Origin of the sequence: Pseudomonas sp. P9_2, from assembly GCF_034008255.1 — a bacterium.
GTDB lineage: Bacteria > Pseudomonadota > Gammaproteobacteria > Pseudomonadales > Pseudomonadaceae > Aquipseudomonas > Aquipseudomonas synxantha_A.
The window spans coordinates 5,525,128-5,538,331 of the sequence record NZ_CP125376.1; the positions used below are offsets into that span (position 1 = coordinate 5,525,128).

Consider the following 13,204-nt stretch of genomic DNA (forward strand, 5'->3'; position numbering starts at 1 on the left):
CGCTCAATAAGGGTTAGCCGCACAGCACGGCGGCGCGTACCGGGTCGATCGTCACCAGCGCCGCCAGCAACGCTTCGGTGCGGCGGGCCAGGCCGGGTTTGTCGGCATCGTTGCGCTGGGTTTTCAAGCGCAGCAGCTTGAGCAGACGCGCCTTGACCTCGAAATTCAGTTCCGGCTCCCACGTCGCCAGGCCGTGCTGTTGCGCGGTGACGTCCAGTTCTCCCAGCAGGTGCATCGCCAGCTCGCTCTTGCCGTATTGCTCGGCAACCCGCGCCATCAACAACCGCAACAGCCAGCGTTGACGACCGGTCTGCGCACCTGGGCGCGCCGCCAGCCAGGCCAGCGCCGCCTCGACGCCATCACTGTCAGCCTGGGCCACCGCTTCACTTTCCAGCGAGAGGATGTCGGCGTCGGCCGAGGTCAGCACCGCCCGTGGCGCGGGTAGCCATTGTTGTGGGCGATTGCCGCTGACGTGCTGGGTGATCCAGTCACGGGTGGTCTCATCGGCGAAGGGTGTGCCGTCGCTCCAGTGCAGCAACTCCAGGCCCGGCAAACGCTCAAGGAACATCCCCAGGTCACGCTTGACGATGTCCGCCCAACTGTCCTGCGGCGTCGGTTGCTTGCTCAGCGCCTGGTACAGGTACCACTGCAAATCCAGCCAGAAATGGTTCACTCCCTCGGCGTACATGCGTTCGATCTGGTCGAGCAGTTCCGACCAGCCCTGTTGCAGGTACAGGCGCTTGAGCTGCGCGCGATAATCGCCACGCGGCGGTGCCAGGCGCGTGGTGCCGCTGGCCTCCTCCGGCGGCGCCTGGTGCACGGTGTCCCAGCGCAGGCTTTTCATCAGCCGATGCGCCGCCAGCCACCCCAGGGGTTGCTCGCGCAAATAGCCGGCCAGCGCACGACCGTTGTCCAGCAGGTCGCGCCCGGACTTGATCGTCGTAACGCCGGGCGCCGCCGTATGCAGGTTGGTTTCATGACTGGCGCTGTGTTGCGGCACCAGCGCATCCACCCCGCCCGACTGCGCCAACCTTGCCGACAACGCGTCATACAGCGCCCCCAACGCCGGTCGCTGATCCGCCGGCCAGGCTTGCAGCCCATGCTCCAGCCAGGCCAGCGCCGCCACCGTACGCTCGGCCTCGCCGCGCACCACCTCCGGGTACAGCGACAGGCTGTCCAACACCTTGCCGCTGGCCAGCCATTCCAGGGCCATCTTGCGGGTGTTGGGCCGCGTCGGCAGCACCTCGGCGACATAGCGCTCCACCAGTGCAGCCAACAAAGTCAGACCATCCGCCAACCCGGCCTCCCCGTCTTTTTGCAGGCGCGCCCACAGATAATAGGTGGCCACGCGCAAATCCTTGCAGGTGTGCTCCAGCAGTTTCTGCGCCCACTGCACCACCTGCTCGGCATCGGCGCCGGAGAGCTTGTTGACTTCTTCGCGCATGCGCTGGAAGTCGTCGTCATAACCGGGGTCGTGGCCGGCGGGCGCGTCGCTGCTGATCGGCTGCAGCCACGCCTGCCAGGGCCCGGCCTGCTGACGGGCCAGGGCCACGGCGTCGCGTTCGCCCAGGCATTGGGTGACCAGGGAGTGCAGGCTCATTCAAGGTTCCCCTGTGTTGCAGTAGTCGCCGTGCTCTCAGCGAGAAAGATCTGCTGCGGCAAGGTGAAATTGCGCAGCGCCAACAAGGCCAGCGGCCCGGTGCTCATTTCGGTGCGCAGGTTCCAGGTCAGGTCCAGGCCATCCGGGGCCTTGAGTACCATGCGAAAGCGGCTGTCGCCGTCGTCCAGCGGTGTGAGCGTGGCTTTTTCCAGCAGGCGGATCAGGCCCCAGGTACCCTCGAAATCACCGAACAGGCGCTCGCCGCTCTGCACGCTGGTCCAACTCAAACTCGCTCCCGGGTCGTCGCTGAAACCCGGCCAGTTGAAGCGCTGCCACGCTTGGCGCTGGTTGAAGTACTGATGTTCCTCACCGTTGAGAATGAAGTTGGTCTGCACCACATTGCGCGACGGCCTACCCTGCAACTCGAAGCTCATGCCCATGCCGCCGTCGGTGTACATCACGTCGGCCAACTGGCTGAGCTGGTTGATCGCCGCCAGGAATTGCGGGTTGAAGCGCAGCCCCTGACTGTGGCGCGGGTCGGCCACCCAACGGCTGCCTTCCTTGCGCAGCACGCCGCCCAGTTGGTTCTGCAAAAACTGCTCGATGCGCCCGGAGTCGGCGCGGATCATCTGCCCCAGCATCGGCAGCGAGGCGTCGCTGGTGGTGTTGGCAAACGGATAACGACCGGCGAACGCGCCCTGCCAGTCGGTGACGATTGCCCGCCGCCACTGGTTGTTGAGCCCTGCCGCCGAAGGTTGCAGCACCCGCTGCCAGGCTTGCGCCAGCGGCTGCACGAACAGCGTCTGGCCGACCACGCCCCACTCCGCGCCAAGGCTGGCGGCAATCAGGCTGCCGTAGGACTGGGTGTCGGTGAGGTCGACGCTCTTGCCCTGGAACACGGTTTGCGCCAGGGCCTGGGTCATTTCCCGCGGGTCGGAGGCGCTGCTCACTTGTTGCAGCTTCAGGCGCACCCGCGTCACCCGGGTGAGGAAGGCTTGCAAGCTCAGGCGCTCGCTGTCGGCCTTGCCTTCGGCGTCCTTGCCAAGCAGGGTCAGCAGCGGCCCGAAGGTGCCATCCAATGGACTGCGCGGCACCTGGCTCTGTTGGTCGATCAGCGGCACCTTGTCCTGGTCGAGCAGGTCTTTGGCCGACTTCATCAGCGAGTCGGCCAAGGCCTGCGTGCGCGTGCCGGCCTGGCCCTGATAGGCCAGGGTGTTCATCAGCGCGATCAGCGGCGACTGGCGCACGTCGGTCATCAGGGTCAACTGGTCGATCACATCGCCCATGCCCTCGGCCTTGCGCCAGCGCAGGCTGTTGAGAAAATCCAGCCAGGCACTGGCGTAGTCCTGGAAGTAGCGTTCGGTGAGTTGCTCCTTGAGCATCTGCGGAGTCAGCTCGCTGGCGATGTCGGTCTGACTGTCGCTGAGCACCCAGTCGATTTCCTCGCGGCGTGCTTCGGCGATCTCATCGATGGCCTGACGCACCCGGCCTTCCCACGCCTGCCGGGTAAAGACGCCCGCTACGCTGGCCGTGGTGGTGAACAGCGCCGAGGCATCGGTTTCGCCAACCATGCCGTGCAGGCTCAACGCCGGGTATTGATTGGCCGCAATGTCGAGCACTTTGCGGTACAACGCGGCCTGCGCATTGCGCTGGCCCAACTGGCTGAGCAACACCTGACGGGCCTGGGCCACCAGCGCCGGGTCGGCCTTGATCGCCCAGTCCGGGTGCGCCGCCAACTGCTCACCATAGAAACCCCACAAGACCGGCGACAACCCTTGCCAAAGCCCCGTCGACACGCCGCTGCGCGCCGGTTCGGCGTTTACCAGCGCCTTGCGTAAAAAGGTGGCGTCGGCCTTTTGCGGCCGGGCCAGCATCAGGTACGCCTTCAAATTTTCATAAGCTCCCGCCGCGGCCCCCGCACGCTGTTCGCTGCCGGGCGGCAAGGCGATAAACGCCTTGAGCCGGCCCTGCAGGTTGGCCACCACCGGGTCGAGCATCAGGCGGTTGTTGGCTTCGACGTAATGCGGCCACACTGCCGCCAGCAGGTTCTGGTTCTGCTCCAGGCCGAAGCGCTGATACCACGGCACCCCGTTTTTAGCACGGTAATCCAGACGCGCCAGTTCACGGGTCAGATCGTTGAGCGCGGTCAACTGCGCGTCGCCGCTCCCGGGCTGCTGCAACGCCGCCACCGAACGCTCGACCTCGCCAATCTGCACGCGGTTGGTCACGAACGAGAGCAACAACCCCGCGCCCCATAACAGCGCCAGGCCCAACACCAACGCATACCCGACGCGCACCACGCCCCAGCCTAGACGGCGGCTATTGCGGTTATCCTCAAGCACACCCTGCCACGGGGCGGGCGCGGACCAGTCGTGGGTTTTTGAAGCAGACTTTAGCGGCGCCACCGGCAGGCTGAACCACAGCCCACGCAACGGCACTCCCCGAGCAAAATCGGGCGTCAGCGGCTCCAGCACCTGCCGCCAAAGGGCAATTCCCTTGGCCTGCAAATCACGCGACAACCGCAGCAGAAAATCGTGGGCCAACGTCTCATTCATCTGCCCCAGCCCGGCACGGCGCAACGGCGTGAGCAACTCGGTCAACTGCTCCTGCAGTTCCTGCGCACTAAAACGCTCGGGCAATACACAGCCCACCGGTTGCACCGCACGACCAGTTTGCTCCCAGGTGCTGGCGCACACTTGCCAGAGGTACAAGGGCAACTGCCAGCCTACGTGATGCGCCAAGCGCTTTAACTGGCGCACGCCGGTGGCCATCGCGGCATCGTCGGCGGCCTGGGGGTTGTCCAAGGCCCAGACCACGCCGTCCAGAGCGCGCCAACGGCTCAGGCCGGACCAGTGTGCGGTGAAGGTTTGCTCCAGGGATTCATGGGCGTTTCCGCCCCACAGCAGGACGGTGCCTTGGCCTTCCAGCCAGTGGCGGGTGGTGAGGTTGGGGGCGATGGCTTCGACGGTGTCGGGGTTGCCGATGATGAGGAGGAGGCGGACTTTTTGGCGCCAGAGGGGGCCGTAGTATTCGCGTAGGTGAGCCTTCAGTTGGATTACGGCATTGGGGTCCACTAGCCGACGCTTGGTAGCGGTAGGCATCACGTCGGAAGTGCGAGCTGTTTTATCCCCTCGCCAGCGAGAGTAGAAATCCATTGATGCCAAGGCCTTGGTCCCCCACCCGCTCAGCCCATCGAGGAAAAAAAACAACAGGCAGGCAATCAGCAGGCCTGCGGAAAACTTCAACTTATCGGTTTCGTTGGCTGACGGAACTAACGGGTTATCCACCCAAATCAACAGACTGCCCACGATCAGTACGCAAAGGATCACTATCCAGACACTGATGCTTTTCTTTTTCACGATTAATCCTTATATCGACATCATCAAACAGGCTGGACCACGAAAACCTGAGCACCTGTGTCCTGCAACATCACCACCTGAGCCTGACGATCCGCATGGGCTTGTTCACCGGCAAGTACCAGAGCAACGTTACCCACCGCCGCCCCAGGTAAACCAAACGAGTCATCCAACGTATGGCACCGGGCAACATCAAGGGGGTAACCCAGAGTGCTCAGAACGATGCTTGCGTCACACCAAACTTCGCCAGGTATTTGAGTGAGCCAGGTCATGTACGCTTGGCTCTCAAGCAGCCGGCCCCACAAAAACGCGTCCTTTAACGCTAAATCAGGGTCATCCATTCGCACGGGCCGGTGAACCCAAGCCGTCGGCACGAAGGTCTGTACCGCACACTCGTCAGCCGACGCCAATAACACCGCCGAAACGGACTCGGCCTGTTCGGAGACAGGTTCCAAAAACAAATTGATTTCCAACGATAACAAGAGCCGATACCGCTCTGGTTGATCCAGCCAAGCATCCAGCCACATCAAACCATCGTCCTGCGTGGCGAAAAACACCTGATCATCCGACTGCTCGTTCTGACGCGCCAACCGCCATAGCGACAACACTTTTTCATCACTCAGAACCTGGTTGTGCCGTATACGTACCCGTAATGGCTGGTCGCGGACATAGCGCTGCAAATCCGGTTCAAGCCCCGCCAACACTTGCCGTAAATACAGAGCCAAACGCTGCGCATACTCTGCTTGTGTGTGCTCCTGTACATAAGGCACCAGTTGGCTCAATCGCATCGTTTGAGCCTGAGACTTAAGGTAAACCGGTTGCAATGACTTGCTGCCGAGGCGAAGTGCCTGGGCTATTAGATTGTTCCCAACAGCGGTGCAATAGGACGTGGCCAACAGCCCCACGGTACGCTGCCCCTGCCGAACCAGCACCTGCTCCTGCTCTTCAAGGCTTCGGTTCCAGCTCTGGGCGTAATCACTGTGTCGTTCGTAAGCCAACAAGCGCAAGGCATAGATCAGTAAGCCCGGTATGACCGGCAATATCACCACACAACACCAGAACCACAGCGAAGTTTGCCAATGGCCCTGCGGCCACAACAATGCGACCAGAGCGCCGACCAGCATCGCTCCCAAGAGCACCATCAGGCACCAGCGCCTATGACGAAGCGGCGCGGGCAATGGCAGCTTTTCCGGCAGCGCCCTCAAATCGACCGGCACTTCATAACCTCCCGGCTTGCGGCAATGAAGTGATTAACAGGCAGCCACAGGCGCAGCGATGCCCATGCAGGGCAACGGGCCGGCCCAGGTATTGACAACCCAAGTCGCCTTCGACGATCTGATTGGCACCGTGCCCAGGCAACGGGCAAAAAACCTTATCTCCTACACACGCTACTTCACGCGCGATGAACTTCAAACCGGGCGCACCGGTCAGTACAGTGCCACCCGAGGAAAGTTTGTCGCCGATACGTATGACGCCTCTCATAAAACCTCCAGGTTAGTAATCTCTTATTCGAACCTTAACGCGCAAGTTTGGGTAAAAACGAAATATCGACGTAGTACTTCTTGGGGTTGTTTTTTTCGATAAGCACTTTAATCACTTCGCGTTCCATGTAAGGTAAAGGGTCAAACCAAATATTCTCACTCTGAAACATATGAAGCTCGGAAGTCTCCGGATTTAGCCACTGGCATATAATTACAAAAGGATTTTCTTGATTCATGGTCAAACTATAATTAACTTCCACAGACTGGATACGTGCCTCTACGGCGATACCATTTTTTTGTAGATAGTCTTTCTTGCGATTTTTCAGAAAGCCTACTAAAAATAGGATTACACCAATAAATACAAACCCCGCACCCAGCACAGTCGTAACCAGGACCGCCCCCCAAACAGCAAAAAAGCTCTTGATAGTTGCGTCCTCTGGATTGTGAGGGGTATACAAGACCTCGATCGTTTCTCCTACCGGGTAGGAGGAAGCATGGCCCCCAGTGGAAGACTTGAATTCGACTGTCTGGCCGTCATTGGTGATAAATCTGACCACGGGGTGATAGCTGACTGAATCACCGCTAGTGTTCTTTATCAGATCAATAATCGTGCCCTGTGCGGGAACAGCGACAGTTAAAAACTCACTGGAACTTTTATAGGCAAATATTGCTCCAACCAACAACACGACACCGACTATCGAGAACAGGTATTTAATAACAGATAACATCTTCATCAAGCTTTCCTCAAGGCATTGGCCTTATGACCGAATATTCAATTCACAATCACTTTTCAACCGATGCCAGACAACCCACTGGGTAAGGCGTCGCCTTGAATATTAAAAAGCTATATTTTTTATCTTCCAAGTCATCTGATTCGATGATATCGGGCTCACTTTATCGGAGTCGCACTATTCACGGCACAGCGCGCCGTTTTGGTGGTTAAAAAAGCTATCTCTTCTTTATTTCTATAGCCATGTGGCTCGGCTGCAGTTCTATGGACATTAACACCCCCACCCCAAGCGGGATTTGCAAAATCCTGGCCGCGTACAACCTTGGTATCACGCCCAAAATAATCCTTGAAGACTGGTTTCTCCGGGCCTTGAGGATCGTTAACAGGCGAGTTTTTGTAATACTCGGGGTCATACCAATCCTTGACCCACTCGTAACCATTATCTGACATCGAATACATGCCCAGAGGATTGGGCGGAAACATATCCACGGGCAAGGGAGTGAAGGTATCCGTTTTCCATCCCTTCGCCTTAGCAAAAGCTTCTCGATCCCAAGAGCTGGAAATATTAATACCCCTGGGGCCACTCTCCCAGTCTCTGGTAACAGGATCATTTGTCATCTTATAAGTACCATCATCAGTAGCGACCATTAAAAATTGGCCACGGCTACGTGCTGCATATTCCCACTGGGCCTCCGTGGGTAAGGCAAACGGTAGAGCGGTAATTTTAGCTAGCCAAGCACAATATTGCTCGGCTTCATACCAGTCCATATGCGCCGGAGTATTAGGTATAGAACTAATATCTTCCCATTTTTTTTGAAAGGCCTGATGAACCTGCCTCAACTGCAACCCATTAATTTTCAAGTAGTATTGATATTCTAAATTTGTCACTTTGAACTCACCCATAGAATAGCCACTTAACTTAACCGAATGCACTGGCTTACTATCCTTATCCACATCATAAGACATTTTCTCCGGCCCATACTCCCGACCATAGTCCCCCATCAAGAATTCACCACCCTCAACAAAAACCAAACTCTGCCTGACTCGTTCAACAAACCATTTAAGCTCCTGCGAGGGTGCTTTAACTTCGGAGACATTAACTACTTTATCTGTTCGCTCGCAGCCTGCAAGTATCACAACCAAAAACAGACCCTTGGTATATTTTTTTGAATTCATCTTAACTCCAATTATCAAACCCAATGTTCTAGCTGGTCTTCGCATGGCCCAAATGTACAATTCTGCGGATACCTAAAATTAGACCCATGGTTAATTTTGTAATAGTGAGTATCATTCATCGCCAATGCATACCCCCAGGCAACTTCTGTTCTTAAACGATTATAAACAGCCATCAACTCTCGCTTGGCGTCGTGAAAACCCTGATCACTGTTAATACCCTCTCGCAGAAAATTGATTAGGTGTTGCTCTTGTTTTTGAACAATCTCAACCTCACTTTCCTCACTCGCAAGGTTAGTGCCATTGGGGCTGATACGGCAAAACACCTTGCGCCATTCGGCACGCGTCTGGATACTTTTAAGAATCCAGTTTACGGCCTCTTTGCGCTCATGGTAGAGATCGGGGATCAAACCATCGCCACGATTATCTAAGTCCAGATGATCCCAAACACCATGACGCGTAAGTAAATATAGGAGTACCCCTTTAGTCTCAGGGGTATAACCTAGAAGATCTTGCCGCCGAAAAATGATATTTCTTGCTAACTGATTACGACTCTTTGAGGACTCCAAATCTTTTTTACTTTCAGTTGCCACTCTCGATAAAAACAACTCAAACGCCTCACTAACGTCTACTGCCCTCTCCTTTAATTCTCCATAAGCCTCATACAGGTCTTTCTCTAAATCTGCCATTTTCATAATGCAATATTGACTATAAACATTAAAGGCAGACCTTTCCACCACATCAAAAAAACCATAATCCAACCGATACAACTGATAAATCAACCAAGCCCCAAACTCTACAATCGTTTTAGTGCCCACCTCACAAATAAAACCGCCCTTCGCCCCAGCCCCCCAACACAAGCTGGCGGCCACGTGAAAACAAAACCGGCCATTGATAAAGGTGCAATGAAGTTTGCCGCCGACCCCTGCGCCGAATAAGCCTGCGACGTTGCCGCCGATGGTGCAAAAGTCGGTAAAGTCGCCGCTGGACTTCAATATGCCAGCGAAGCGGGCATCCACATCTGCGGGCGGAGTGGGTTTGAGCCATTGCAAGCTGCCCTTGAGGCTGCCCTCGGCCCGTATGCCAGCAAAGACCTCGCCGGAAAGGCTAAGACCTTCGTCCCCGGCAGCCATCTGTTTATGAAAAGTCGCACCCTTGGTGCGCCTTTCGCTGAAACGCGGTAATCGGCCGTCTGGCTGACCGGCCAGCACTTGCTGGTCGCCTTGCGTTACAACTTGCAGTTGTGCCTCGACCTGTGCTGAAGCACCGATGAACCCGCTCAACTCGGGGGTCAGGCACAGGCGCACCATTCCCATATCGAAGGTGTTGCCTTGGGTATTAGTGTAAGACCATGACCACCCCATACGGTCTGGAAAATAGGCAGCCAGATTGACCACAGCCGACGCCACGGTCAGGCTGGCCTTGGCCTCCCCCTTGACCGCCACATTACCTTTATTCGGGTCAAACTCGGCGCTGGCCCCGACGTTGGAGATGCACCGCATGAACTGCGCGCCGCCGGAAATATCGACGTTGGCACCTAACGCCTTTTGACCCACCAGGCTTTTGTTCCAACTTTCCGCCCACTCGAACAAGGCGAAGTCCTTGTTCAGTGCCTCAGGGTCAAAATCGAGCCCGGTCCATTGAACGATATCCGCCATATCAAGTTTGACTTTGGGCCATTTGACCTCAGCCAGTTGTTCCTTGAGCTTCTTCTCGTCAATTCTACGGCGCTTGCCATTTTCTTTGACATAGATGCTTTTCTTACCACCTTTCTGGTCGCTGCCTTTCAATGAAACCTTGTGCAGCTTGCGACCTTCCTCGCTCTGGGTGAAATAGCCTTTCTTGACATAGGCGTAGCGGGTTGGCTTGACTCCGTTCTTGCGCTTTGCCCCCTGCCCGCCGATAGGCAGCAGCTCAACTACATCGTCATAACTCATGCCTTCCTGGGAAAACTTGCCGAGTTTTTTACGCAGGGCCTCGCGTTCTTTTTCGAGCTTCGCCTCCGCCGCCGCCACTTCTTTGGCATGGGGGTCGTCCTCTGCCACTCGCATGGGATTGGCCGAAGCCGCTTTCGCGTACTGCTCCAAGGCCCTTGAATACGCCTCCTTGGCCAGATGAAACTCGTTCACCCGGGTCATCATGTCTCGCCAGTGCTCTTCAAAATCATTGGCGTCACGGTCCGCGATAAAAATCAGCTCTTCGGTCTCGGGGCGAAAGTAGCACTGGCCCGATCCTTGGTGTGCCACCACTATGGGGTTCTGTTTACTGATCCGGTTTTCAGCATCAGGCGCATTGGTTTCGTTCATGTCCGTGGGCTCCATGATCATTCAAAAAACAGCTTGATGCCCTGCGGATCAAGGCCGTAGTGGTGTTGGGTGTAGCCGTTGCTATCCGTCACACCTCGGACCACGCTGCCATCGGTGGCTTCGAGGCGATAAGGCACATAGGCTTTGGGCGCGTTCGTCACTTTGTCCTTGACCTGGAACCCACCCTGCATCGGATTTTTATAAATAGGATCTTGCAAGGTCATGGGGGTCAGGGCCTGGTCGAGCGAGGCTGAACCGCCCCAGGCAATGTTGTCGTTCTTGATACGTAACTCACCCGGTGCACCAATCTCGATGGAACCGTCTTTGAGCTTGATATAGGCGCCTCGACTGACAAGGGTGATGCCCTGTTGAGCATTCAGCATGATTTCACCATTGATGCTGTTCAGGGTCAGGGCCTTATCCGCTTGCAATGTCATGGCATTGCTTTGCGCCTGGATCTCTACCGGGCCATGGGCAGCGAACAGCTTGAGTCCCAGCTTTTGGGCGAACAGGCTTATGGCTTCGCCAGCGGCGAGGCTGAAGCGTTTGAAGACACTGATATCGGCACTATCCCCTGCGGTAGCCATAAGGTTTTTACCGGCCGACAACTGAATATTGGCCGGTGTTGTGAGTGCCATACCGGCGGGGGCGGAGGCGATCAGGCCCGCCTCCGCCAGCCGTGTCAGCGCCTCCCGCAATCCCTTTTGAGACTCGACGTCCGCTGGCAGTGCGCTCGATCCAGCAGCGCTTTGTGCCAGGGTGCTGACCAGTTGCAAGGCATTATTGAGCTGCGCTAAGGCGGCGCTCATGTCCAACGTGTCACCTTGGGCTTTGGGCTGCTCATCGGCACTGATAAACAGCCCCTTCCCACCCCGAATCGCGCCCCAACCATCAGTGCGCAGTTCAAAGCCCTCCCCGCGTTTTTTCTTCTCGGCATCCACCAAATGCCCCAGATTCAACTGGCTCTTGCCACTGTGCTCAGTACTGAGCTTGACGTGCTCCTGCCCGCGCAAGTCTTCCATGCGCAGCTTATTGTTGGCTGGCGTGCGCAGCACGTTGCGCGTGTAGTCGCGTTTACCCAACGTCACGTGGTCGACGTGTTGGCTGTCGTGCAACGCGTGGGCGATATAAGGCCGGTCGGGGTCGCCTTGCTCGAAAGCGATGGCCACTTCGGTGCCGGCCAGCAGTGGCAGGTGCAGGCCGTGGGTGTCGCCGGCGTAGGGGCGGGCCAGGCGTAGCCAGAGGCTTTCCTGGCCGGGTTTCCAGGTGTCGCGGTCGAACAGGAAGTGGACTTTGTAGCGGCCTTCGAGGTCGATGTGGCCGTAGGGGTCGTGTTCCTTGGGGCTGGTGACGCGGGCCGGGACGGTGCCGGCGATTTGCGGTTTGGGCAGCAGCGCCGGGCGGTAGCACACGGTTTCCGAATACGGGATGGCCTGGAAGCTGGCTTCAAAACTGCGGTCGCGGGCGGCGTGGGTGGTGACTTGGGTGATAACCGCGCCGGGGGTGAAGGCGTTGGGCGCGCCGCCGGAGATTTTCAGCACTTGACCCGGGGTCAGGCTCGGGCTGCTGCTGATGCCACTGAGGTGGGTCTGGCCGTTGAGGTAGCGTTCGTGGCGCAGGCGTGCGTAGAAGTAGCCGCTTTCGCTTTGCAGGTCTTCGTCCTGGTCGTAGCGGTCGCCGATGAGGTTGTAGGGCTCGGCGTAGTGGTAGGCCTCGCCGTAGGTGCCTTTGGCGCCACGGCTTTGGTCAATGTCGCCGTCGAGGTAGGCGTTGGCGACGCGGTGATGGTAGGCGCGGATGTTGACGTGTTGCTCCACCACCTTGTGGGTCGATTGCAGGCGCCATACGCCGTCCTGGCCGCTGCTGTTCAGGCCGGATTGGGGGCGGTATGGCAGCTGGACGTCGAACTGGTAGTGGCGCTGGTCGTCGTGGAATTCCACCACGTCGATGTTCAGGCGTTCGTCGCGGGTGAAGCGGTACCAGATGCCCACCTCGGCCAGCAGGCGCGAGATGAAGGCCAGGTCGCTTTCGTCGTACTGCATGACCTGTTCGCGCTTGGGGTATTCGCGTACCAGGTTGAAGAGAAAATCCTGACCTTCGAAGTCGTGGCGGCTGCGCAGGATGCTTTCGACGATCTGCGGCGCGGATTGGTGTTGGTAGATGCGAAATTGTTTGCCGCGAGCGAGCAAGGCCAGGCGCGGTTCAAGGGTGATTTCGTAGCGGGCTTCGTCGAGGGAGCCGGACAGGCGTTTGAAGCCGGTGACCACGCCGTGCAAGGTGCGCAGTGGCTTGACCGCCGGTACTTCAATACCCACGGCTTTGAGCGCCGCCATGCCAGAGTTCAGGCCGGGGCCGTGCAGGCTGAAGTTGGCGTCTTGGCCCAGCACGCTGTCGGCACCGATGTCGCCGTTGATGCAGGTGAATTCAACGCGATAGTTGAACGGCTGGCTCAAGCCTTCGTGGCCTTCGAAGGCCAGCACGTCCAATACCGAATCCAGCCCGTAGACAGCGAGTTTGTGGCGGCTGTGGTCGAAGAAGGTGCGCAGTTCATTGAGCAT

Annotated in this window: 8 protein-coding genes; all 8 read right to left on the bottom strand. The window is 57.7% G+C overall.

Annotation, left to right across the window (positions count from 1 at the left end; all coding sequences use genetic code 11):
* Nucleotides 1–13: 13 nt before the first annotated feature.
* The 8 genes from tssA to QMK52_RS24270 all read right to left on the bottom strand — a co-directional run bounded on the left by tssA (nt 14) and on the right by QMK52_RS24270 (nt 13,204).
* The gene (gene tssA / locus QMK52_RS24235) at nt 14–1,600 is read right to left on the bottom strand and encodes a type VI secretion system protein TssA (RefSeq protein WP_122735750.1); all 1,587 of its coding nucleotides are present in this window, start codon (nt 1,598–1,600) and stop codon (nt 14–16) included.
* A complete protein-coding gene (locus QMK52_RS24240; RefSeq protein WP_320404212.1) occupies nt 1,597–4,701 on the bottom strand; it encodes an ImcF-related family protein in 3,105 nt (1,034 codons plus the stop codon). The genes tssA and QMK52_RS24240 overlap by 4 nt, the downstream gene beginning before the upstream one ends.
* Before the next feature lie 281 nt (nt 4,702–4,982).
* A complete protein-coding gene (locus QMK52_RS24245) occupies nt 4,983–6,173 on the bottom strand; it encodes a hypothetical protein (RefSeq protein ID WP_320403558.1) in 1,191 nt (396 codons plus the stop codon).
* A 1-nt stretch (nt 6,174) separates the two neighbouring features.
* Nucleotides 6,175–6,438: a PAAR domain-containing protein gene (locus tag QMK52_RS24250; protein WP_320403559.1), complete on the bottom strand. Its 264-nt coding sequence runs from the start codon at nt 6,436–6,438 to the stop codon at nt 6,175–6,177.
* 34 nt (nt 6,439–6,472) lie between these two features.
* Nucleotides 6,473–7,171 (bottom strand): DUF3592 domain-containing protein, encoded by a 699-nt coding sequence (locus tag QMK52_RS24255; RefSeq protein WP_320403560.1) that lies wholly within the window; start codon nt 7,169–7,171, stop codon nt 6,473–6,475.
* A gap of 155 nt (nt 7,172–7,326) precedes the next feature.
* On the bottom strand, nt 7,327–8,343 hold the full coding sequence (locus QMK52_RS24260) for a formylglycine-generating enzyme family protein (RefSeq protein WP_320403561.1): 1,017 nt from the start codon (nt 8,341–8,343) through the stop codon (nt 7,327–7,329).
* A 14-nt stretch (nt 8,344–8,357) separates the two neighbouring features.
* Entirely contained in the window at nt 8,358–10,646 is a 2,289-nt protein-coding gene (locus QMK52_RS24265) for a hypothetical protein (RefSeq protein WP_320403562.1), read from the bottom strand.
* Nucleotides 10,647–10,663: 17 nt separating this feature from the next.
* Entirely contained in the window at nt 10,664–13,204 is a 2,541-nt protein-coding gene (locus tag QMK52_RS24270; protein WP_320403563.1) for a type VI secretion system tip protein VgrG, read from the bottom strand.